This window comes from Egicoccus halophilus (assembly GCF_004300825.1).
Lineage (GTDB): Bacteria > Actinomycetota > Nitriliruptoria > Nitriliruptorales > Nitriliruptoraceae > Egicoccus > Egicoccus halophilus.
The window spans coordinates 252830-275043 of record NZ_CP036250.1; the positions used below are offsets into that span (position 1 = coordinate 252830).

Annotated in this window: 21 protein-coding genes, 2 tRNA genes and 1 riboswitch; of the genes, 15 read left to right on the forward strand and 8 right to left on the reverse strand. The window is 73.8% G+C overall.

What is annotated here, in order from left to right; genetic code table 11:
* Nucleotides 1-215: 215 nt before the first annotated feature.
* Nucleotides 216-307: transfer RNA gene (locus ELR47_RS01150), tRNA-Ser, on the reverse strand.
* 88 nt (nt 308-395) lie between these two features.
* Complete coding sequence (gene tadA, locus ELR47_RS01155) at nt 396-833, reverse strand: tRNA adenosine(34) deaminase TadA (protein WP_130648221.1); 438 nt, start codon at nt 831-833, stop codon at nt 396-398.
* A gap of 133 nt (nt 834-966) precedes the next feature.
* Between tadA and ELR47_RS01160 the strand changes: the two genes are divergently transcribed.
* Complete coding sequence (locus tag ELR47_RS01160) at nt 967-1215, forward strand: heavy-metal-associated domain-containing protein (protein WP_130648222.1); 249 nt, start codon at nt 967-969, stop codon at nt 1213-1215.
* Nucleotides 1216-1320: 105 nt separating this feature from the next.
* Here ELR47_RS01160 and ELR47_RS01165 read toward each other — a convergent pair whose 3' ends face one another.
* Entirely contained in the window at nt 1321-1737 is a 417-nt protein-coding gene (locus ELR47_RS01165; protein WP_130648223.1) for a hypothetical protein, read from the reverse strand.
* Between the two features lie 281 nt (nt 1738-2018).
* Between ELR47_RS01165 and ELR47_RS01170 the strand changes: the two genes are divergently transcribed.
* The 9 genes from ELR47_RS01170 to ELR47_RS01210 all read left to right on the forward strand — a co-directional run bounded on the left by ELR47_RS01170 (nt 2019) and on the right by ELR47_RS01210 (nt 11956).
* Nucleotides 2019-2888 carry a hypothetical protein gene (locus ELR47_RS01170; protein WP_130648224.1) on the forward strand — a complete coding sequence of 290 codons (870 nt, stop codon included), beginning with the start codon at nt 2019-2021 and terminating at the stop codon, nt 2886-2888.
* Nucleotides 2889-3155: 267 nt separating this feature from the next.
* The gene (locus tag ELR47_RS01175; protein ID WP_130648225.1) at nt 3156-4631 is read left to right on the forward strand and encodes a UvrD-helicase domain-containing protein; all 1476 of its coding nucleotides are present in this window, start codon (nt 3156-3158) and stop codon (nt 4629-4631) included.
* Entirely contained in the window at nt 4628-6160 is a 1533-nt protein-coding gene (locus ELR47_RS01180) for an HRDC domain-containing protein (protein ID WP_130648226.1), read from the forward strand. The genes ELR47_RS01175 and ELR47_RS01180 overlap by 4 nt, the downstream gene beginning before the upstream one ends.
* 106 nt (nt 6161-6266) lie before the next feature.
* The gene (locus ELR47_RS01185) at nt 6267-7295 is read left to right on the forward strand and encodes an alpha/beta fold hydrolase (protein ID WP_130648227.1); all 1029 of its coding nucleotides are present in this window, start codon (nt 6267-6269) and stop codon (nt 7293-7295) included.
* Nucleotides 7296-7506: 211 nt separating this feature from the next.
* The gene (locus tag ELR47_RS01190; protein ID WP_130648228.1) at nt 7507-9144 is read left to right on the forward strand and encodes a DEAD/DEAH box helicase; all 1638 of its coding nucleotides are present in this window, start codon (nt 7507-7509) and stop codon (nt 9142-9144) included.
* Between the two features lie 70 nt (nt 9145-9214).
* On the forward strand, nt 9215-10444 hold the full coding sequence (locus ELR47_RS01195) for a DUF1015 family protein (RefSeq protein WP_130648229.1): 1230 nt from the start codon (nt 9215-9217) through the stop codon (nt 10442-10444).
* Between the two features lie 81 nt (nt 10445-10525).
* A complete protein-coding gene (locus tag ELR47_RS01200) occupies nt 10526-10909 on the forward strand; it encodes a cupin domain-containing protein (RefSeq protein ID WP_205745380.1) in 384 nt (127 codons plus the stop codon).
* Between the two features lie 40 nt (nt 10910-10949).
* The gene (locus ELR47_RS01205; protein ID WP_130648230.1) at nt 10950-11387 is read left to right on the forward strand and encodes a Fur family transcriptional regulator; all 438 of its coding nucleotides are present in this window, start codon (nt 10950-10952) and stop codon (nt 11385-11387) included.
* Nucleotides 11384-11956 carry a putative antibiotic biosynthesis monooxygenase gene (locus ELR47_RS01210; protein ID WP_130648231.1) on the forward strand — a complete coding sequence of 191 codons (573 nt, stop codon included), beginning with the start codon at nt 11384-11386 and terminating at the stop codon, nt 11954-11956. Before ELR47_RS01205 ends, ELR47_RS01210 begins: the two co-directional genes overlap by 4 nt.
* Nucleotides 11957-11999: 43 nt before the next feature.
* Here ELR47_RS01210 and ELR47_RS01215 read toward each other — a convergent pair whose 3' ends face one another.
* Together ELR47_RS01215 and ELR47_RS01220 are read right to left on the reverse strand one after the other, a co-directional pair.
* Entirely contained in the window at nt 12000-14015 is a 2016-nt protein-coding gene (locus ELR47_RS01215; RefSeq protein WP_130648232.1) for a cation:proton antiporter, read from the reverse strand.
* Nucleotides 14016-14091: 76 nt separating this feature from the next.
* Nucleotides 14092-14247, reverse strand: a riboswitch (cyclic di-AMP (ydaO/yuaA leader).
* A gap of 74 nt (nt 14248-14321) precedes the next feature.
* Nucleotides 14322-16268, reverse strand: a complete 1947-nt coding sequence (locus tag ELR47_RS01220) for a cation:proton antiporter (protein ID WP_165403765.1) — start codon at nt 16266-16268, stop codon at nt 14322-14324.
* 220 nt (nt 16269-16488) lie between these two features.
* Here ELR47_RS01220 and ELR47_RS01225 point away from each other — a divergent pair, with 220 nt between their 5' ends.
* The gene (locus ELR47_RS01225) at nt 16489-17697 is read left to right on the forward strand and encodes an LCP family protein (protein WP_130648234.1); all 1209 of its coding nucleotides are present in this window, start codon (nt 16489-16491) and stop codon (nt 17695-17697) included.
* Between the two features lie 256 nt (nt 17698-17953).
* Complete coding sequence (locus tag ELR47_RS01230; RefSeq protein WP_130648235.1) at nt 17954-18526, forward strand: TMEM165/GDT1 family protein; 573 nt, start codon at nt 17954-17956, stop codon at nt 18524-18526.
* Nucleotides 18527-18579: 53 nt separating this feature from the next.
* Here the strand turns inward: ELR47_RS01230 and ELR47_RS01235 are convergent, their stop codons facing one another.
* Nucleotides 18580-18969: a FluC/FEX family fluoride channel gene (locus ELR47_RS01235; protein WP_165403766.1), complete on the reverse strand. Its 390-nt coding sequence runs from the start codon at nt 18967-18969 to the stop codon at nt 18580-18582.
* Entirely contained in the window at nt 18966-19313 is a 348-nt protein-coding gene (locus ELR47_RS01240) for a CrcB family protein (protein ID WP_165403767.1), read from the reverse strand. The genes ELR47_RS01235 and ELR47_RS01240 overlap by 4 nt, the downstream gene beginning before the upstream one ends.
* Before the next feature lie 163 nt (nt 19314-19476).
* Between ELR47_RS01240 and ELR47_RS01245 the strand changes: the two genes are divergently transcribed.
* The 3 genes from ELR47_RS01245 to ELR47_RS01255 all read left to right on the forward strand — a co-directional run bounded on the left by ELR47_RS01245 (nt 19477) and on the right by ELR47_RS01255 (nt 21976).
* The gene (locus ELR47_RS01245; RefSeq protein ID WP_130648238.1) at nt 19477-20244 is read left to right on the forward strand and encodes an enoyl-CoA hydratase; all 768 of its coding nucleotides are present in this window, start codon (nt 19477-19479) and stop codon (nt 20242-20244) included.
* A 47-nt stretch (nt 20245-20291) separates the two neighbouring features.
* Nucleotides 20292-21158 carry an undecaprenyl-diphosphate phosphatase gene (locus ELR47_RS01250; protein WP_130648239.1) on the forward strand — a complete coding sequence of 289 codons (867 nt, stop codon included), beginning with the start codon at nt 20292-20294 and terminating at the stop codon, nt 21156-21158.
* A 473-nt stretch (nt 21159-21631) separates the two neighbouring features.
* Complete coding sequence (locus ELR47_RS01255) at nt 21632-21976, forward strand: catalase (protein WP_130648240.1); 345 nt, start codon at nt 21632-21634, stop codon at nt 21974-21976.
* A 131-nt stretch (nt 21977-22107) separates the two neighbouring features.
* Here the strand turns inward: ELR47_RS01255 and ELR47_RS01260 are convergent.
* Nucleotides 22108-22194 (reverse strand) — tRNA-Leu (locus ELR47_RS01260).
* Between the last annotated feature and the right edge of the window lie 20 nt (nt 22195-22214).

Consider the following 22214-nt stretch of genomic DNA (forward strand, 5'->3'; position numbering starts at 1 on the left):
GAAGGTGACACGCGCCCAGCGACGCGTCGGGGTCACCCGGACACCGACGTTCGTTCCCGCCGAACCGGCACAACGGCCGGGAAGAACTGGTCGGCAGCTGAAGTCGGCGCGAGCGGACCCCCGCACCGCCCCGGCACGCGCCCCGAGCGCGGCCCCCGTCACCGGGGTCCGGACACACGACCGCGGGAGCGCCGGAGCGCTCCCGCGGGTCGAGGTGGCGGAGGGAGAGGGATTCGAACCCTCGAGACCCTTGCGGGCCTACTCGCTTTCGAGGCGAGCGCACTAGGCCGGACTATGCGATCCCTCCTTGCGGCGGCAGAGCGTACGCCGTCACCCGCCCGACCGGCAACCGCGGGCGGGTACCGCGCCGGCCGGTCGTCGCCCCGGCCCGCCGCTCATCGGCGACGGCGGCGCGCCGCGAAGAAGGTGCGCAGCAGCTCCCCACAACGCTCGGCCTCGACCCCCCGCACCACCTCGACCCGGTGGTTGAGCCGGGGGTCCCGCGGCACGTCCCAGAGGGCACCGACCGCGCCGGCCTTGGGATCGTCGGCGCCGAACACCAGCTGCGGCAGGCGGGCGAGCACGAGCGCACCGGCGCACATCGTGCACGGTTCGAGGGTGACCCACAGGGTGCAGCCGTCGAGCCGCCAGGAATCCAGTCGACGTGCGGCGTCGCGCAGTACGAGGACCTCGGCGTGGGCGGTCGGGTCCCGGTCCACCTCGCGACGGTTGTGGCCCCGGGCGAGGATCTCGCCGTCGCGGACGACCACGGCACCGATCGGCACGTCGTCGTGCGCGGCGGCCAGCTCGGCCTCCGCGATGGCGACCTGCATGTACGAGGTGTCCACGGCCGGAGCAGCGTAGGGCCGAACACGGACCGGCACGAACGCTGGTACGGGCCGCGCGGGGCGAGCGGGGTCGAACGTGCGGCAGACTGCCGGACGACCCGTCCACGGAGGACCGCCGATGCTCATCACGCGCACCTACCACGTGCCCGACATCTCGTGCGACCACTGCCGCACGTCGATCGAGGCCGAACTCGACAAGCTCGAGGGCGTCGGCTCACGTCAGGTCGACCTCACCGACAAGACCGTCACGGTCGAGGGCATGGCCAGCGAGGAGGCCGTGACCAAGGCGATCAGCGACGCCGGCTACGAGGTCGAACGGGTCGAGGGCGCCGGCAGCACCGGCGGCCACCCCGGACCGATCCTCTGACACCGACGTCGCGGCGGCGTCGCGGCGCCGACCCCCGAGGGGCACGAACCGTCACGGCGGCCCGGTGCGGGCCGCCGTGACGTCGCGTCGGGCCGCGCGCGGACCTCAGGCGTCGAGCGTCAACTCCTCGATCTGGTTCTTGCCGTAGAAGGCGATCGAGCGCACACCGTGCTGGCGCATGACCTTGCCGATGCGCCGCTTCTCCTGCTCACGGGCGTCGTCGTCGCCGGCCGACAACCCCGCCTGGACGACGAGGTTGCCGCGTTCGAGCTCGTCGTTGAGGTTCTCGAGCCGCTCCGCCTCGTCGCCCAGCGCCTTCTGCACCGTCCGCATGGCCTTGGCGAGCGGACCGTGGTCGTCGCCCTTGGGGTCGAGCTGCTCCTCGCCGCTGTCCCCGGAGAGGACCTCGACCTCACTGGCGCCCGCTTCGGCGAGTGCGCTGCGCAGCTCGTCGACGGCGCCGTGGTCGTCGAGGACGCCGACGACCTTCTCGGTGGGATAGACGAGCATGTCCTCGCTCACGGTGGTGCTCCTCGTGGATGGGGGCGGTGGAAAGGCCGCTCGGGGGGTCGTGCCGGAGGGATCCAGCCCTCACGGTCGCGAACCTGACGGTCGCGAACCTGACGGTCGGGGAACATGACCGTCGGGAACATGACCGTCGGGAACATGACAGTCGGGAACCGCGGCGCTGTCCACCGCGCCGCGATGCCCGTCCGGGCACCTCACCGGTCCGTGCCGGCCGCCCGGCCAGCGGCAGTAGGGTCGCGGCCGTCGTTCCTGTCCGCCTCGCCCGGGAGCCGCCCGTGACCGGCCTCGACCTCGATCCCGCCACGACGGTGGCGGTGCTGCGCGAGCTGTACGTCCAGCTCGGGCCCCTCGACGCCACGGCCCGCGCCGTGGTCGGCCTCCAGGCGACCGGGCCGGGTGGCGTGGCGCTCGTCGACGTCGAACGCCGCGCCGACGGCGTCCTGGAGGTACCCGACGGGCTCGCCGGGCTGGTCGTGGTCACCGCGATCGAGCAGGGCGACGACGCAGCGCTCCCCCACCTGGTGTGCCTGTTGCGCGACGGCCGGGAGGTCGGGGTGTTCCCCTCCGGCGACGACGGTGCGCTCCAGGCCTGGTCCACCGGTGACGACCCGGACCTCGGGGCCGGTCCGAACGCCGGGGCCGGTCCGAACGCCGCGCTCGCCGCGCTCCGCCCACGCGACGTCACGACCAACACCGCGCGGTGCGCCCTCGGCCTGCCCTCGCTGGTCGAGCTCCCGCCGGTCCGGGAGCTGTTCGCGCGCGTCTGGCTGCTGCGCGTGACCGAGGCGGCGTTGGCCCGTTTCGACCTCCCGGAGGGGCCGCGGGAGGTCTCTCCCGCCGAGCTCGCCGTGGTCGCCGAGGAGGCCGCACGCGCGCCACTGGGGCCGCACCTGCCGCCGCCGACGACCGCCGTCTGGGACGACGTCCGAAGCGCCGCGATCGACGGGACGCTCGAACTCGCGACCGCACGGGTCGACCCGACGCTCGCACGGTGGCTCGACGCGCCGGGACTGGCGCAACATCTCCTGCACGCGCTGCCCGCCGTCGAGCAGTTGCTGGGCACGCTGCAGGTGGTCGGCGAGGACGCGCTCGTGGACTGGGCACGCGACGGGCTGGCGGGCCAACGCGGTACGGCGACCGGCTGAGCGTGCGCCCGGGGGCGCCGGTCGGCTCGCCTGCCCGAGGTCCCGTCCGATGCCGTCACCCGTGGCGCGGTCGTCGTCCCCAGCACGCCGCTGGGGCGCGACCGTGGATCCCGGCGCGACGGGTACCGTCCGTCGACCCGTCGTCCGAGGTGTCCGCATGCCCCGTCCGCTGCCAGCGCACGCGTGTGTGCGCGCCGGCACGCGAGCGCCGGCGCGCGCGACGGGGCATGCCGCCGACGCCGACCCCGCCGCCGGAGGAGCCTGACCGTGCCGGCCACGCCCGCCGCCAGCTACCCGGGTCCCGACGCGCTCGGTCGCGGGCTCGTCGTCCCCGTCGACGCCCCGACCCCGACGGGCTTCACCGACGTGCGGCGCTTCGTCGTCGACGACGAGGTGGCGGCGGCACCGGCCGCGCTGGCGGCCGTGCTGCACCATCGGTGGCTGACGCGGCGTCGGTTCGTCGTGGAGCTGGCGACCGACCACGCGGCGCTGCGCGAGCCCGAGGTCTGCCGCCTGGCCCCGCACCAGGTGCCGGTGGACTTCACCTTCGCCCGCGAACGGCTGCACTTCCTGCTGTGGGCCAACACCTACGACCTGCGCAGCGGCGAGCCGATCTGGTGGCACGGCGAGCTCGCGCAGCGGCGCGGTGGTGCCACCCCGTCGTCGGTCGCCGACGTCGTCCTGCCCGACGGGCGGCACGCCTGGGTCGACGGCGGCCCGCGCGGCCCGCTCGCCGCGACGTTGGACGCGCCGACGGTGCACCGCGAGTCGATCGGCCTCGGGCGCCTGACGGTCCAGGGCGACGCCGCTCCCCGCGACCCGCTGGCGCCCGACCAGCTCGCCGCCGTCACCCACCGCGCCGGACCGGCGCGCATCATCGCGCCGGCCGGCTCGGGCAAGACCCGGGTGCTGACCGCCCGCCTGCGGCACCTGCTCGCCGACCGCGGGGTCGAGCGCGAACTGGTCACCGCCGTGGCCTACAACACCCGTGCGGCGGCGGAGATGCGAGCCCGCACCACCGGGGTCGGGGCCTCGATCCGCACCCTGCACTCGTTGGCCCTGTGGATCTGCAACCTCGACGAGCGGCGGGAGGTCATCAACGAACGGGACCAGCGTTCCCTGCTCGAGCGGCTGGTGACGGTGGCGCGCATCCCCAACCAGGACCCCTACCAGCCCTACCTCGAGGCGCTGTCCGAGGTGCGGCTCGCGCTGCGCGACCCCGACGAGGTGGAGGCGGCCCGCGGGGACGTCGACGGCTTCGCCGAGCTGTTCCCCCGCTACCGCGAGCTGCTGGCCGAGCGGCGGGTCGTCGACTTCGACGAGCAGGTGTACCGGGCCCTGGAGCTGCTGCTCACCCGCCCCGACGTGCGGCGCACGGCCCAGCGCGTGGGCACCCACCTGCTGGTCGACGAGTTCCAGGACCTCACCCCGGCGTTCCTGCTGCTGGTCCGCCTCGTCGCCGGCCCGTCCATGCAGGTGTTCGCCGTGGGCGACGACGACCAGACCATCTACAGCTACGCGGGCGCGACCCCGGACTACCTGGTCGACTTCGACCGCTGGTTCCCGGGCGCGCAGCACCACGCGCTGGAGGTGAACTACCGCTGCCCGACGGCGGTGGTGGACGCCGCCGTGGCGCTGCTGGGCCACAACCGCCACCGGGTGGCCAAGCGGATCCGGTCCGGCACCGCCGACGGCGTGCCCACTCCCCCCGTGGTGGACGCCGAGCTCGAGGTGGGTGCGTGAACGCGGCCGACACGACCGTCGCATCGCCCACCGCGGACGGGGGGCAGGACCCGTCGTGGGCGGACACGCTCGCGGTGCACGGGGTCACCGCCGGCGCCATGGCCGACCGGGCCGTCGCCCTGGTCCGGGACCGGATCGAGGCGGGCGCCGCTCCTGCCGACGCCGCGGTGCTCGCGCGGGTGAACAGTGCCCTGCTGCCGGTGCAGGTCGCCCTCACCGAGTCCGGCGTACGGCACACCGCACCGCTGGACGCCAGCGTGCTCGGGCGCACGGGGGTCCGCACGGCCCTGGCGTACCTGCGGCTCGGGCTCGACGACGAACGCTGCAGCCGCGACGACCTGCTCGACACGCTCAACCGCCCGGCCCGCAAGGTGAAGTCGGCGGTGCAGCCGCTGCTGCGCCGCTCCACCCGTTGGTCGATCCGTCAGCTCGAGTCACTGGCCGACGCCCTCGACCCCTCCCACCGCGAGCGCTGGACCGGCTACCTCGGCGACCTGCACCACCTCGCCGCCGCGATCACCGACGGCGCCGACACCGCCCGCTGCCTGTGGATCGTGCGCAACCGGATCGGCCTCGGGGAGGCGATGGAGGCGCTCGACTCGTCGCGCACGCGGCCGGAGGGCTCCAGCCACGGCGACGACCTCGACGCCCTCGAGCAGCTCGCGACGTTGCATCCCGACCCGGCGACGTTCCGGGACTGGCTGGTCGACCGACTGCGCGTGCCGGGCGACCCCGACGGCGTGACCCTCTCCACGGTGCACCGGGTCAAGGGCATGGAGTGGGACCACGTGGTCGTCTTCGCGGCGTCCGCCGGCCTGTTCCCCCACCGGCTGTCCGAGGACGTCGAGGAGGAGCGGCGCGTCTTCCACGTCGCCGTCACCCGCGGTCGCCGACGGGTGGACGTCGTCACCGACCGGGAACGGACCTCGCCGTTCGTGTCCGAGCTGCGCGCGAACGACCCCGACGTCGCCCCGGCGCGGGGGCGGCGGGCCGAGGTCCCGGACGCGGTCGTCCCGACGTCGCGGCCCGACGGTGGCGTGGTCGCCGAACCGGGCCTGCGGTGCACGCTGCCGGGTGGGCTCGCCGCCCGGGTGGTGGCCGTCGACCGCGACGGCGTGGCCGGTGAGATCGACGACGACGGCGCCGTCGTGCCCGTGCGGCTGCCCTTCGGCACGGTCGTCCTCGTCGACGGACGACGGGCGGCGCTCGGTCCGGCGCCACGGACGACGCGCATCGGCACGAACCGTGGGCAGGGTGGTCTCGACGGGCTCGGTGGCCGGCTGCTCGCCGACGACGAGCCGCCCGTCGACGACGCGCTCTACGAGGCCCTGCGGGCCTGGCGGACGCGGGTCGCCGCGGAGCAGGGCGTGCCCGCCTACCTGGTGTTCCATGACCGGCACCTGCAGGTGATCGCCGGCCGCAAGCCGACCTCGCTGCGGGAGTTGGCGTCGTGCCCGGGCGTGGGACCGGCGAAGCTCGAACGCTACGGCGACGACCTGCTCGACGCCGTGACGTCGGCGAGCGGCTGAACGACCACGGGCCCGGGGACCGGCCGGCGCCGGTGGTGGCGGAAGCCGTCGATAGGCTGCTTCGGTCGCCGACGAGGTACGGCGTGTGCGAGCAGGAGGATCCTTCGTGGTGACGAGACGGACCCGTCGTGCGCTCGGCGCGGCCGCGGGTCTGGCCGGTGTGGCCGGTGCTGCGGCCACCTGGGAGCTCACGCGGCGTCGCAACCGCCGCGAACTGCTCGCCGACCCCGAGCGTGACATCCTCACCGCGCCGCTGCCCGGCTTCGGCCGGACGGTGGTCTCCGCCGACGGCACGCGACTGGCGGTCTGGGAGGCGGGACCGCCGGACGGACCGGTCGTCGTGTTCGCCCACGGCTGGGGCATGGCGGTGCGGTTCTGGATCCACCAGCTGCGTGAGCTGTCCGCCGATCACCGCGTCATCGCCTACGACCAGCGTGGCCACGCCGCCAGCGGGAAGGCGGCCGACGGCGACTACTCGGCCGACGCCCTCGGCGCCGACCTCGAGGCCGTGCTCGCGACGTGCGTGCCGGCCGGGCGCCGGGCCCTGCTCGTCGGCCACTCGATGGGGGCCATGAGCATCGTGGCCTGGGCGCACGCCGCCGACGGTCCGGTCGAGGACCGGGTGCACGGCGCCATCCTGGCCGACACCGGGGTCGACCAGCTGTACTCGACCTTCTTCGCCGAGCTCGGTGTCGCCAAGCTCGTCGCCGACACGATCGGTGTCCGGGCGATGAGCAGCCGGCTGCCGCTGCCGCCCGGCTCGTCCCCGGTCGGCCACCGCGCCACCGCGTTCATCGCCTGCGGGCGCGACGCGTCGCCGTCGGCGGTCACCCTCACCGAGCAGCTGTTCCTCGAGACCCCCGCCGACGTCCGCTCCGCCATCGGCATGACGATGAGCAGCCTCGACCTCGCCCACGGGGTGGCGAGGCTGACCGTCCCGACCACCGTGGTGATCGGGACCGCCGACCGGCTCACCCCACCGGTCCACTCGCAACGGCTGGCCGACGCGCTGCCGGACGCGGACCTGGTCGAGCTGACCGGCGCCGGACACCAGGCCCCGCTCGAACGACACCACGACTTCACCAAGCTGGTGCGCCAGCACACCGTTGGCGCCGAGGTCGCCGGGCCCGCCTGACCGCCCCGCCGACCCCACCCCCGGCGGGGCGTCAAACGGGCGTGCAGCGGGCGCGGGCGCGTTCGTCGGTGCCACCGGCCCGTGGCATCATCCGCGGCTCCGCCCGCCGGCCGACCCACCGCCGCGGGCCGCGTCCGGGCCGTTGCCCGCGACACCTTCCCGTTCTGCGTCCGCCCCGCCGTCGAGCACTCCGTCGAGAGGTCCTGCCCCGATGCGTCGTTCCCTGCGCCTGCGAAAGTGGCAGAAGGAGGCGCTGGACCGCTTCGAGGGCATCGGTCGGCGCGACTTCCTCGCCGTGGCCACCCCGGGCGCCGGGAAGACGACCTTCGCGCTGACGGCCGGTCTGCGCGACCTCGCCCGCCACCCGCACCGGCGCCTGGTGGTCGTCGCCCCGACCCAGCACCTCAAGCTGCAGTGGTCGAACGCCGCGGCGGCCTTCGGGCTGCACCTCGAACCGGAATGGGGCTCGTCGGACCCGTGGCCGCACGACATGCACGGTGTGGTCGTCACCTACCAGCAGGTCGCCGGCACGCCCCGAGCGCTGCGGGGACCGTCCGACGACGCGTTCGTGATCCTCGACGAGATCCACCACGCCGGCACGGAGCGGGCCTGGGGTGACGGCGTGTTCGAGGCGTTCGAGCTCGCCGCGCGTCGCCTGTCGCTGTCGGGCACCCCCTTCCGCAGCGACCAGAACCCGATCCCGTTCGTCGACTACGACTTCGAGGAGGCGGTCGCCGACTACGTCTACGGCTACGGCGAGGCCCTCAAGGACGGCGGCGTCGTCCGTCCGGTGTTCTTCCCGCGCATCAACGGGCACATGGAGTGGTCGACGCCCGAGGGCGACATCGTCTCGGCCACCTTCGACGACCACCTCGACCGCACCCTGGCCTCCCAGCGTCTGCGCACCGCCCTCTCGCCCGAGGGCGAGTGGCTGCCGACCGTCCTCGACCAGGCCCACACGGAGCTCACCAGGCTCCGGGAGACCCAGCCCGACGCGGGTGGCCTGGTCATCGCCATGGACGTCGAGCACGCCCGGGCGATCCAGACGCTGCTGCGGGCCCGTCAGGGCGTCGAGGCCGTCGTCGCCACCTCCGACGACCCGCTCGCCAGCGAGAGGATCGCCGAGTTCGCCGCCGGCCGGGATCCGTGGATCGTCGCGGTGCGGATGGTGTCCGAGGGCGTCGACGTCCCGCGTCTGCGGGTGGGCGTGTACGCCACCAACACCATGACGGAGCTGTTCTTCCGCCAGGCCGTGGGCCGGCTCGTGCGCTGGTCGGGGGGGATGCGCCGCCAGAAGGCGTTCATGTTCATCCCCGACGACTACCGGCTGCGCACCTTCGCCACCCAGATCGCCGACCAGCGCACGCACAGCCTCAAGCGCCGCGAGGAGGAGGGCGACCAGGAGCCGGTCGAACTGCTCGACCAGCTGCCGCCCGAGGGCGAGGACCAGCTGTCGCTGTTCGCAGCCATCTCCGCCACGGCGGTCGTCGACCACGACCCGTCGTCGATCTTCGACGACCACCACCCGGAGGACCTCGTCCACGAACCGGCGGTCGAGGACCTCACGCTCGAGATCGAGCTCGCGCCGCCGCCACCCCGGGCCGGTGGCGGCAGCGAGCAGGACGCCGGCGGGAGCACGCTCACCGTCAGCCGCACCCAGCGCAAGCGCGAGCTGCGCCAGGCCAACACCGACCGGGTGCGCATGCTGACCCACCTGACGGGGTTGTCGCCGGAGCAGGTCAACGGACAGCTCAACCGTGAGGCCGGCATCCGCGGCATCAACGAAGCCACGGTGCGCGATCTCGAGCGTCGGCTGCGGGCGGCCGACAAGTGGATCGACCGCGCCTGAGGGTCGCGCGGCCACCGGGACCCGGCCCGCAGGTAGCGTGCGCGGGGTCGTGCCGAGACGGGAGCCGCAGGTGGCGAAGCTGTTGCCCTTCGTCGGTCACGTCCTGGCCGACGACGGCGCCGCCACGGACGGGCGGCCACCGAACCCGCCCCCGACACCCGGGCAGCGGGTCGCGATGGCCGCCGCCGATCCGCGCAGCTTCCTCAACATCCTGCCCTCGGGCGCGCCGGAGGCCGCCGGCGACCTCGAGCACACCCTGCAGGCCTGCCGGCGGCACCTGGACCGCTATCTGCACGACGGCAGCTTCCGTCGGCTCGACCGGCCGACCCTGGCGGTGATCGCCTTCGGCCATGGTCCGGACCGGGTCACGGCCGTGGTCGGCGACCTCGAGGTCAGCGCCTTCGGCAGGAGCTTCGATCCCACCACCTTCGACGACGCCGAGGTGCTGCCCCACGAGCGGGTGCGGCAGGATCGCGTGCGTCACCTCGTGCGCTACCTCGAGGTGGTGGGCGTGACCTCGAGCCCCGTCGCGCTGACCCACCGGCCCAGCGCGGGGGTCGACGCCGCGGTGGCCGCGGTCGTGACCGGGCCGCCGGCCCTCGCCGTGCGCAACCCCGACGGGGTGGACGTCACCGTCTGGCTGGTCGACGACCCGACCGGCCTCGACGGACTGACCACCGCGGTCGCCGACGCCGGCCGGCTCTACGTCGCCGACGGACACCACCGTGCCGCGGCCATCGCCGCGCACGAGCCGGGGTCGGGACGGGTGCTGTGTGCCCTGTTGCCGGCCGACCAGCTGACGGTGCTGCCGTTCCACCGCCGGGTGACCGGACTCGGTGACGCGCCGGTCGACCCGGCGGCCGTCCTGAGGGTCCTGACCGCGCGCGGGCTGCGACCCCGTCCCCTGGCCGGTCCGTCGGCACCGTCCGCCCCGGGGGTCGTCCACGTCACGGTCGGTGCGGCATGGTGGGTCCTGGACCTGACCGACCGGCGGGTCCTGGACGACCCGGTCGAGGCGCTCGACGTCCGCCTGGTCGAACGGGAGGTGATCGTGCCGCTGCTGTCGACGCTGGGTGCGCGAGCGGGTGAGGTCGACCCGTGGACCGACCCGCGGGTGGCCTCGGTCGCCGCTCCCCGCGGGCTCGCGGCCCTGGCGTCGCCGGACGCGGTCGGCCTGGCGCTCGCCGCGCCGGCGGTCGAGGACGTGCTGCGCGTCGCCGAGGCGGGCGCGGTGATGCCGCCCAAGTCGACCTACGTGCTCCCCAAGCTGCGCAGCGGCCTGCTCGTCGTCCCGCGCTGAGGACCAGGGTCCCGGCCTGCCAGGACGCCGGGACGGTGGCAGGCTCGTGCACCGAGACCTCCCGACGAGAAGGACCACGACGTGAGCGACGGACGCGTCCACGACCTCGAGCAGCTGGCCCGCCAGACCGACGACTACCGACGGGTGGTGCAGACCGGGCCGCACAGCCAGCTGGTGACGATGCACCTGCGTCCCGGCGAGGCCATCGGTGAGGAGCACCACGACGACGCCGACCAGCTGCTGTACGTGGTGTCGGGCTCGGGCGAGGCCGTGCTCGACGGCGAGGTGCACCCCATGGGTCCCGGACAACTCGTCTACGTCCCTGCGGGCGTGCGTCACGACATCCGCAACGCTGCCGAGGAGTCGCTGCGGGTGTGGACGGTCTACACGCCGCCGGAGCACCCCGACGGCACCGTCCACGCCACCAAGGCCGACGCGGACGCCGACGAGCACGACCACCGCTGAGCGCACCCGCGCCGCCCCACCGCCCGCGTACGCTGCGCCCATGGACGCCTCCGACGAGCTCGACCGCACCCTGCGCGCCTCCGGCCACCGCGTCACCCGACCGCGACGTGCCGTGTGGCGCGCGTTGCGGCGGGGTCGGGGACACCGCACGGTCGAGGAGATCGCCGCGAGCGTGGCCGCCGCCGGCGACGAGGTCGACACGGCCTCGCTGTACCGCACGCTGGCGTTGTTCGAGGACTTGGGGATCGCCCGGGTGTCGCGGCTCGGCGACCGCGACGCCGGCCGCTGGGAGCTCGCCCACCCCGACGAGCACTTCCACCTCGTCTGCCAACAGTGCGGGGACGTCGACCACCACGTGGGCACGCTGGTGGCCCAGATCCGCGAGCACCTCGACCGCGGACACGGGTTCGCCGTCGAGCAGGTCGAGCTGGTGGTGACCGGGCGGTGCACGGCCTGCCAACACACCGTCGCGTCGTGAGCGCCGGACAGACGGCACCCGTCGAGCCGGTCACGGTGGTCATCAGCCGGCTCGTGCGCCCGGGCCGGGAGGCCGCCTACGAGGAGTGGGTCCACGACATCGGGTTGATCCTCATCGAGTTCGAGGGCGCGGAGGGGGTCACGGTCCTGCCGCCGGGGACCGCGCACAGCGGTCCCGAGTGGGTGCTGGTGCTGCGCTTCCGCGACTACGAGTCGATGGTCCGCTGGAAGCGCTCCGACCTGCGTGCCCGCTGGCTGGCGCGGCTCGACGACCTGACGGTCGACACCGGTGCGTGGGAGGAGCAGACCGGGCTCGAGACGTGGTTCACCCTCGACGGGCGCCCGACGCCGACCGGCCCGCCGCCCCGCTGGAAGCAGGCGGTGCTGACCACGCTCGGCCTGGTGCCGCTGCTGTTGGCCTCGAACGCCGCGCTGGGTCCGGTGATCGGGACCTGGCCCGGGTGGGTCCGCACGGTGGTGGTGACGCCGTTCCTGGTCGTGCTGATGGCCTGGGTCGTCATGCCGACCATCACGCGGGCCACCTACCGCTGGCTCTACCCCGGGCAGTGACCCGGGGCGGGACGCCGACCGGGCACGGGCTCCGCGCCCTGGCTCAGCCGGACGGCCCGTCGCCGACGCGTTCTTCCCGGCCGGCGACGGGCCGCCCGGCGACGATCCGGGAGTTGTCCACCGCGATGACCAGCGACGCGCCCACGGGGGCCGCGCGCGAGATCCGGGCCGCCACCGAGGTGAGGTTCGCCTCGTCGGCGACCGTCGGCACGACGACCAGGTCCGTGGGCCGCGCCAGGTCCCGGACCACGATCGAGCGGCGTCGGCCGTCATGGGCGACCTGGACCTCGAGGTGTTCGCGCACCCGGCGGTCGACGGCCGTGTCGGCGAGTTGGCCGACCACCTCGACGCGGACGCCACCGGCCTCGCGTGCCAGCACCCGCGCGGTCTCCAGCCCGAGCTCCAGTGCGGGTCCGCCGGCCGGCGACAGGATGGTCTCGTCGAGGACGACCAGGACCCGCTCGAGGCGCTGCTCGCCCTCGCGGACGAGCAGCAGCGGCACGTGCGCGCGTGCGAGGACCCGGTCGATGACGCTGCCGAAGCGCGCCCCGTGGCGGTCGGTGCCGCCCTTCCAGCCCATCACCAGCAGCGACGCCTGTTGTTCGACGACGGTGTGCGCGATGCCGGCATCGGTGGAGGCGTCGATGCGCAGGACGCTGCGGGCCTCGGCACCGGCGGACTGGGCGACCTGCACCACCTCGCTGTCGAGCTCGCGCACGGCGCGCAGGCGGTCGTCGTCGGTTCCGGCGGGCACCACCATCAACGGCACGACCACGCCCCCGTCGGCACGGGCGAACGCGGAGGCCACCCGCACCAGGCGCGGCGCGGTGGCCGGGTTGGCCATGGGCACCACGACGACCTCGCCGAGGTCGCGCACCACCTCCGGGCGGGGCAGCCGGGGCGCGAAGCGGGTGGCGACCGCGGGCGCCACCAGGCAGGTCACCAGGATCACCAGCATGACGCTGTTGACGGTGCTCTCGTCGATGAGCCCGACGTTGAGCCCGACCACGATCGCCGCCAGGGTCGCGGCGGCCTGCGCGGCCGACAGCGCGAACATCGCGCCGATCTCGGCGCCGCTGTAGTGCAGCACCCGGCCGGAGATCCACGCGGCCGAGAACTTGGCGACCAGGGCGACGGCGGTGAACACGATGCCCACGAGCAGCGTGCGCGGCTCGAGGAGGACCTCGACGTCGACGAGCATGCCGGTCGCGAGCAGGAACAACGGGATGAACAGCGAGGCGCCGAGGAAGTCGATGCGCTCCATCAGCGCACCGCCGTTGGGCACGCTGCGGTTGAGCGCCAGGCCGGCGAGGAACGCACCGACGATGGCCTCGATGCCGATGAGCTCCGCCAGCGAGGCCACGACGAACAGTGCGACGAGCACGAACAGGAACCGCAGCGAGCGGTCCTGCCCCAGGTTGGAGAAGAACCACCGGGCCAGCCGCGGCAGTCCCAGGACCGCGCCCGCGGCGAGCAGGGCCATCGACGGCAGCAACGTCAACCAGAACACCGGCGTGAGCGCGCCCTGGAACGCCCGGGCAACGACGGCCAGCACCAGCAGCGCGGCGGTGTCGGTGATGATCGTGGCCCCGACCGAGGTCGCCACCGCCCGGTTGCCCATCGTGCCCACCCGCTGGAAGGCCGGGTAGGTCACCAGCGTGTGCGACGCCCAGCACGACGCCAGCAGCACCGCGGCCAGCAGTTCGTAGCCGAGCGCCAACGCCGACGCCGTGCCGAGCACCATCGGCACCGCGAACGTCAGCACCCCGAACCCGATCGAGTCACGTCGGTGGGCGATGAAGTCGTCGAGGTCGAGCTCCAGGCCCGCGACGAACATCAGGTACAGCAGTCCGACGCCGCCGAGCACCTCGACCACACCGGCGCGTTCGACCAGCCCGAGACCGGTGGGCCCGATCGCGAAGCCGACGAGCACGACCGTGACCACCTCCGGCAGTCGCAGCCGGCGGGCCAGGATCGGCGCCAGCAGGATCGCCGCCGTCAGCACCGCGAAGATCAGCCCTGGTTCGTGCAACGGCAGGGCGGGGATCTCGAAGGACATTGCGGACCTCGGCGGACTCGCGCGCGACGATTCGCGTGGAGGCCGCACGGGTCGTCGTGGGCGACGACGTCTGCGCGACGCTCCTCCGGTGTGCCTACGGGGTTAGCTGACGGGCTCGGGCGCGAAGGTCGCCTTACCGCTCGCGAGAGCGGATCCGCCCCGGGGTGGCCGCAGCCACCTGGTTGGGTCCCCCGTCCCGGACGGTCGCGGCCGGGTTCGGCGTAGCCCGGCAACGGTAGCGATCTCTCGCCGTGCGGGCCCCACGACGCCGCCGACGCCACGCGTACGCGACCGCGATGCCCCGGTCTAGCGGGGTACGACCACCACGACGGTGCGTCCGCGCGCGGCCTGCGCGACCCGGTGAGCGCCGCGACCGAGCCGGCTGGCGGCCGGTGGCGTCACCGCCACGACGATGTCCCCCTCCCCGACCCGACTGGCCAGGGCCCGCAGCACCGCCGGCTCGGTGACGACCTCGCTGGGCCGCAGGTGCCCCTCGAGGCGCTCGCGCAGTTCCTGTTCGGGAAGGTCGCTGATGACCAGCGAGGAGACCTCCGCCTGCCGGGTGAGTCGACCGACCACCTCGGCGGCGAGGATCAGGCCGCGGTCGTGCCCGAACGCGATCTCGTCGGAGGTCACCACGAGCACCACGCGACCCGTCGGCTCGTCCAGCCCGGGGCGGCAGACCAGGACCGGCACCGGGCTGATGGCCACACAACGGTCGATGACGGTGCCGAACAGCGAGCCGCTACGACGTGTCTGGCCCTCCCAACCCATCACGAGACAGGTGCCGTCCTGCTCGACGATGCTGTGCAGTACGCCGCCGTCGATCGAGGCGTCGATCCGCACGCTGGTGTTGACCTCCGACCCGGTCGCCAGCGCGGCCCGCTCGGCGCGCGCCGCCAACGCCTTGTTGCTGCGCACCTGGTCGGGTGCGGCGTCGAAGGGCAGCACGTTGACGGCGACCACGGCGCCCGAGTCCGGCGCGGCGATCTGTCCGGCGACGCGCACCAGCGACTCGATCGTGTCGGGGTTGGAGACCGGCACGACCACCCGTTTGCCCAACGAACGGCCCTCGGTGCCCGGCGGGGTGATCCGGGGCGCGTGCCGGTCGGCACTGACGCCGGCCAGCAGGGCGGTGACCATGATGACCAGGATGATCGCGTTCACCTCGGGCGGACCGAGCAGGCCGAGCTCCTGGCCCACGACCACGGCGGCGAGCGCCCCGGCCGCCTGCCCGACGCTGAGCGAGAACATCAGCCCGCGTTCGCTGGCGGAGAAGCCGAGCCAGCGACCGGAGATCGACGACGCGCCCCACTTGGAGGCCACCTCGGCGGCGACCAGCACGGCGCCCAGGGTGATCGTCGTCGGGTCGGTCACCAACGCCACCGGGTCGAGCATCATCCCGGTGCTGATGAGGAACGCGGGGATGAACAGCGAACGCCCCAGGAACGCGACCCGGTCGGCGATCACCGTGCCGTCGGGGACGAACCGGTTGAACGCGAGCCCGGCGAGGAAGGCGCCCACGATCGGTTCGATGCCGATCATCCCGGCCAGCACGGCCGCCAGGCCCATGCCCGACAACAGGTAGGTGAGTCGGACCTCACGGTCCTGCCCCAGCCCACGGAAGAACCAGCGCGTCAGGCGTGGGACGGCCAGCAGCATGAAGGCCAGGTAACCGATCATGCCGCCGGTGAACAGCAGCCAGTAGCCCACGCCCTCGTTTCCCTGCGCACCGGCCGAGGCGACCGCCAGCACGAGCAGCGCCGCGACGGTCGCGAGCAACGTCGCACCGAGGCTGGCGGTCACCGCCGGATTGCGCGACAGGTCGTAGCGGGCGATCGTCGGATAGGACAGGGGCGTGTGGCTGGTCAGCGCCGAGCCGATGATGACCGCCGCGAGGAACGGCACGTCGAGGGCCAGGGCCGCGGCGGTGACCACCAGCATCGGCAGCACGAACGTGACCGCCCCGAACACCACCGAGGCGCGCCGCCGCTCGACGAAGCCCTCGAGGTCGAGGTCGAGCCCTCCCTGGAACATCAGGTAGAGCAGGCCGACGAAGCCGAGCGCGTTGATCAGGACCTCGCCGGAGACGACGCCGAGGACGTTGGGCCCGACGACCATGCCCAGGCCGATCAGACCCACCAGGTCGGGCAGCCGCAGCGGCCGCGTGATCATGGGACCGAGGAGCACGAGCAGCAGCAGCACCGCGAAGACGGCGCCGGCGTCGGTCAGCGGGAACAGGTCCTCGAGCACCACCACTCGCTGTGCGGAAGTGGTGAACGCTAGCTTCACCCCCACGTACCGAACGGCCCCCGGCCGCCCGGCCACCCTGGCAGACTGACGACGACGCCACCGCATCGACCGGACCTTCGTCCGGCGCTGCTGTTGGAGATCCTCCGGCCGATCGGAAACCCTGTCAGCGAGGGCCCGGGCGGGCCCGTGCACGACGACGAGGACGAGTGTGGCCGGATCCGTGCCGCAGACGACGACGGGCCGCGGCGACCGCACGCCGGGCTGGGGCCGGCGTGCGCTGTGGGTCGTGCTCGGCGTCCTGCTCCTGGTGGCCATCGGGGCGACGGTGGCGATCTGGTCGCTGGACGCCTCCATCGACCGGGTCGGCGTCGACGGACTCGGCGAATCCCCACCGGTCGGGACCGGTGGGGACGACGCCACCGGCGTGGGTGACGGCGAGGGCACCGATGCGAGCGCGCTGACCGTGCTCGTGCTGGGATCGGACTCGCGCGAGGTGCTGACCCCCGAGGAACGGGTCGAGCTCGGGACCGGCAACGCCTGGGGGGAGCGCACCGAGGTGATCTCCCTGGTGCGCCTGGCACCCGAGGACGAGGAGATCCGCATGCTCAGCGTGCCGCGCGACACGCTGCTCGAGCGCTGCGACGGCACCAGCGGTCGGATCAACGCCGCGTACACGATCGGCGAGCTCGACGGTCGCGGTGGGTCGACCTGCGTGGTCGAGACCCTGTCGGCGTGGTTGGACGTGCGCATCGACCACGTCGTGAAGGTCGACTTCCGGGGGTTCGTGGACATCGTCGACGCCCTGGGCGGCGTGTCGATGTACCTCGAGGAGCCGCTGCAGGACGACAACGCCAACCTCGACCTGCGGGCCGGTTGCGTGCGCCTCGACGGTGCCGATGCGCTGGCCTTCGTCCGCGCGCGCCACATCGACGACGACTTCGGGCGCATGGGGCGCCAGCAGCGCTTCGTGACCGAGCTGCGCAACGAGCTCGCCGCGGTGGGCGTGTTCGACGACCCGGCCCGGACCTACCGCGTCGCCGAGGCGGTCGCCCGGTCGCTCGAACTGGACGACACGCTGACGCTCAACCGCATCCAACAGCTGGCCCGGGAGCACCGCACGACGCTGCAGGGCGGGCTCGAAGGGCAGGTCGTCCCCGGCGACATCGAGGTCATCAGCGAAGCCGCCTACGTGGTGGTCGACGAGCAACGCGCCCACGAGCTGGTGCAGTGGCTGTTGACCGGCGTCGATCCCGCGGAGCCGTCGTCGCCCGCGGCCGGCGGCGGTGGCTCGCCGATCGGTGACGACACCTCGGGTGCATCCGACGACGGGGGCGACGACGTGACCGCGGGCGCCGCGCAGGGCCTCGGCACCGACAGCGACGAGCCGGCGGCGCCGTCACCGGTCGAGCGAAGCGCCGGCTGCCGGTGAGCCGTGCCCGTCCGGTGGCGGAGCCGGTACTGGCGGCAGGGGCAGGCGAGGCGGTATCCTCCGGCGCACACGGAGGGGAGTAGCCCCCGATCGCGTGGTCGACACACTGGTGCAGTTGCACCCGGCCACCGGGCTGACGCCGGTACGACCCGGCCCAGCGGGCGAGACCTCCGACCCAGACACGTTCGTGCGTGTCGGGTCGGAGACGCGTTTCCCGCTCCCTCCCGGCACCACCGCTTCTCCGAGGTGCCGCCCGATGTCCAACGCTGCCGTGCTGGCGTTCGCGACCGTCTTCCTCGCCGAGCTGGGCGACAAGTCCCAACTGCTGGCCCTGTCGCTCGCCTCGCGCTACCGGACCGCGCTGCTCGTCGGTGCCGTCGCGACCGCGTCGGCACTGACGATGGGACTGTCGGTCGCCATCGGCACCGCCGTGGGAACGGTTCTGCCGGCCCGTCCCCTGCTGCTGGCGGCGGCAGCGCTGTTCGCGGCGTTCGCCGTCCGGACCTGGCGCGAGGACCCGGACGATCCCGACGCCGACGGCGCCGAGCCGGGCGGACACCGCGGCTTCCTCGCGGTCGTGGCCGGGATCGCCCTCGCCGAGCTCGGGGACAAGACGATGCTGACGGCGATCGCCCTGGCGGCGACCTCGTCGGCGATCGCGGTGTGGTTCGGTGCCACGCTCGGCATGACGCTGGCGGGCGTGCTCGCCGTGGTGATCGGCCGCACGTTGTGGAAGCGGCTCGAGCCGCGCACCGTCCGGCACGTCGCCGCCGGACTGTTCGCGGTGATGGCCGTGCTCCTGCTCGTCGAGGGCATCCGGGCCGGCTGACACGCAGGTCCATGCCGCCCGCAGCGCATGCGGGGACAACGTGCGGTCGCCCCTCACCAGCGGGTGAGCACCACGACGGCGACCAGCACCCCGACGACCAGCTGCCCGAGCAGATCCACCAGGGCGATGACGAGCGGGCGCCGGACACCCTCGTCCCAGGCGCCGACCGCGTCGACCACCCAGGTCGAGAACGTGGTCAGCGCACCACAGAAGCCGGTCCCGATCACCAGGACCGCCGCCGTCGGCAGGCGTCCGGCGCGCTCGAGCCCGACCACGGCGGCGAGCAGTGCCGCACCGGTGAGGTTGCAGGTGGCGACGGCGACGGCTCGGGCGGCCGGTGAGCGCGCCGCCCCCGCGGCGGCCACGAGGTGGCGCACGAGCGCACCGAGCGCGCCCGCGCCGGCCACCGCGGCCAGACCGGCGAGCAGGACGAGCGGCGTCACGTGCCACCCCGACGCAGGCCGGCGGCCGCCGCGGCCACCCCACCGGCCAGGCTGCTGGCGGCCCAGACCAGCGCGAGCGGCCCGGCGCCGTCGACCAGCAGCAGGGCGAGCGGCACGACCAGGCCGGAGAAGGTGGTCAGCGCGCCCAGCAGCCCGGTGCCGAGCAATGGCAGGCGTGCACGTCGTCGCGGATCGTGGCGTGCCCCCACCACGAGCCGGGCGAGCAGGTAGGTGCCGGTCACGTTGAGCACCAACAGCGGCACCAATTCGCTGTGCACGGCCGACAGGACGGCCAGGACGGCACCCGCCCGCAGCAACGACCCGACGGCTCCCCCGACGGCCACGTCGCGGAGCGTCCGGGCATCGGTCGGTCCTGGCAGCGCACGCACGTGCCCGACGCTAGCCCGGCGGGGACGCGCGGTGCCCGGCCTGACGTCGCCGTCGCGAGGTGGCGTCCGGGACGCGGGCTCTGGCAGGCTCGCGTCCCGTTCCCGCAGGAGCTCGTCCATGTCGCGACTCACCGTCCGTCCCGCCGCGCACGGGGTCGTCGTCCTCACGTTGGACGCCCCCGACCGGCGCAACGCCCTGGACCTGCCCACGATGCAGGACCTGGTCGCGCGGTTGCGGGCCGCCGACGGCGACGACGAGGTCCGCGCCATCGTGCTGACCGGCGCGGACCCGGCCTTCTGCGCGGGGCTGGACCTCGCCGCGGTGAGTGCCGGCGAGCTGGTGCTCGAGGAGGTCGAGTCGCTCGACGCCGACCCGTGGAAGACCCTGCAGGAGTTGTCGACCCCGACGATCGCGGCCGTGAACGGGCCCGCGGTCACCGGCGGGCTGGAACTGGCGCTGTGCTGCGACCTCGCGGTCGCCTCGCCGCAGGCCCGCTTCGCCGACACCCACGCCCGGGTCGGCATCCACCCCTCCGGTGGCCTGTCGGTGCTGCTGCCGCGCTTCGTCGGCCTGCGTACGGCGCTGGGCATGAGCCTGACCGGACGCTTCGTCGCCGCCGACGAGGCGCTGGCACTCGGGCTCGTGAACGCGGTCGTCGAACACGACGAGCTGTTGCGAACCGCGCTGTCGCTCGGCGAGGCGATCGGGGAGACCGACCCGGTCGTCGTGCGCACGCTGCTGCAGACCTACCGGCAACTGTCCGGTGTGCCGCTGGCCGACGCGCTCGCGCAGGAACGACGGCGAGGTCGTTCCCTGACGGTCGACGCCGAGGCGGTCGAGCGTCGCCGTGCCGCCGTGATCGAACGCGGCCGTCGCCAGCTGTAGCCGCACAGGCCGCTTCCGCCGCCTCCCCGACATCTGCCGAGGTCTGCATGTCCCTGTTCGTCGCCTTCGTGCTCGGCGTCGTGCAGGGCGTCTTCATGTTCTTCCCGGTCTCCTCGACCAGCCACCTGGTCCTCACCCAGACCCTGTTGCGCAGTCTCGGACAGGACCTGCCGCCGCCCGAGAGCGCCGAGATGGTGCTGTTCGACCTGCTCGTGCACGTCGGCACGCTCGTGTCGATCGCGGTCGTCATGGGCGCCGGGTTGCGGGCACTGGGTGCCGGGGTCGTCGACGACCTCACCTCCGGTCGCCTGCGCGCCGGCGGCCTGCGTGAGGCGGTGTCCACCCGACTGATCGCGTTGGGGCTGCTCACGACCGCCGTCACCGGGGTGCTGGGGTTGCTGTTCGTCGACCAGCTCACGACCGGCTTCGGGTCGCCGACCGCGATCGCGGTGGCGTTGATCGGCACGGGCGCGATGCTGTGGTGGACCGACAAGGCCGGCCCCGGACGGCTGCGTGCGCCCGACGTCGGCATCGGCGTGGCGATCGCGATCGGGGTGGCGCAGTTCGCCGCGTTGATGCCCGGGCTGTCCCGCTCGGGGACGACGATCTTCGCCGCGCTGCTCGTCGGCATGCACCGCAAGCTCGCGGCCCGCTACTCGTTCTTCGTCGCCATCCCGACGATCCTGGGGGCGTCGGCCCTGCAACTGCGCGACGTGCTGGACGCCGGCGGCCTGGTCGCCATCAGCTGGTCGGCGATGGCGGTCGGCATGCTGACCGCCGCGGTGGTCGGTGCGGGGGCACTGTGGGCGGTGCTGCGTCTGCTCGAGCAGGCACGGTTCCGGATCTTCTCGCTGTACGTGTGGCTGCTCGCAGGGGTCATCCTGGTCACCGGGTTCGGGGCCGAGGCCGGCTGACCGGCGGGTCCGCGCGGCACCGGACTGCGGCCCAGCGGTGGTCCAGGGACGCGACGCGTGGGGCGCACGTGAAGACGTCGGCAGCATCCGTGAAGCCGGCGTGAAGGAAGACACCAGATTCGCATTTCAGTCTTTGCTGCGCTCCTGACCGGCCCTTGCCCTCCACACCGGTGACGCCCCGCGAGCTGCTCGCGGGGCGTCGCCGCGTGCCACGGTGGTCGAGGTCGACACCGCCGCGTGGCGCGGAGCAACTGGCGGAACGCCGTCACCCGCGCCGGATCCCGCCCGGAGCACGGCCCTTACGGAAAGATGCAGCCGTCTGGCCGCCCGTCCTGGCACATCGGCCGATGTGGACGGAGGGTGGATGCACCAAGGTGTCAGCCCCCGATACCAGGGAGCACCGGGATGAGCGACGACGAGCGGACGGCGAAGGACCGCCCGACGGTGCGGAGCCGTTGCCGGTCGACCGGCAGATGGCGACGATGTCCTCGGTGCTCTACGACGCCGTGCTGGTCGCCGGCGGTGACGACAGCGTCGACGGGGTGCGCGGCAAGGGGGAGCTCGCGAACTGGCCGCTGGAGGCCTACAAGCACGCCAAGCCCGTTGCCGCCATCGGCTCCGGGGTGCGGCTGCTCGAGGAGCTGTCGCTGCCGGGTGCGGAGCTGGCACCGGCGGAGGGCGGCTTCGCGGACGCCGCCGGCGTCGTCACGCTGGTGGGCGGGAACGGCGACGACCTGGCGCGCTTCTGCGAGGCGTTCGCGCGGGCCATCGCCGGTCATCGACACTTCGACCGGCCGCTGCACCTGGTCCGCGCCTGAGCAGCCCCGGCGAGCGCGGGCCGGGTCGAGCTGGCGATGCCCGCGCGAGTCTCCGGCCCGCTCGAGGCCTCGACGCCCACCTCGAGCGGCGGGCACACACGACGAAGGCCCCGCGACCGCGGGGCCTTCGCTGGTGGGCGAGGGGGGACTTGAACCCCCATGTCCTTTCGGACACACGGACCTGAACCGTGCGCGTCTGCCAATTCCGCCACCCGCCCGAGTGGAGTCGCGGACGGTA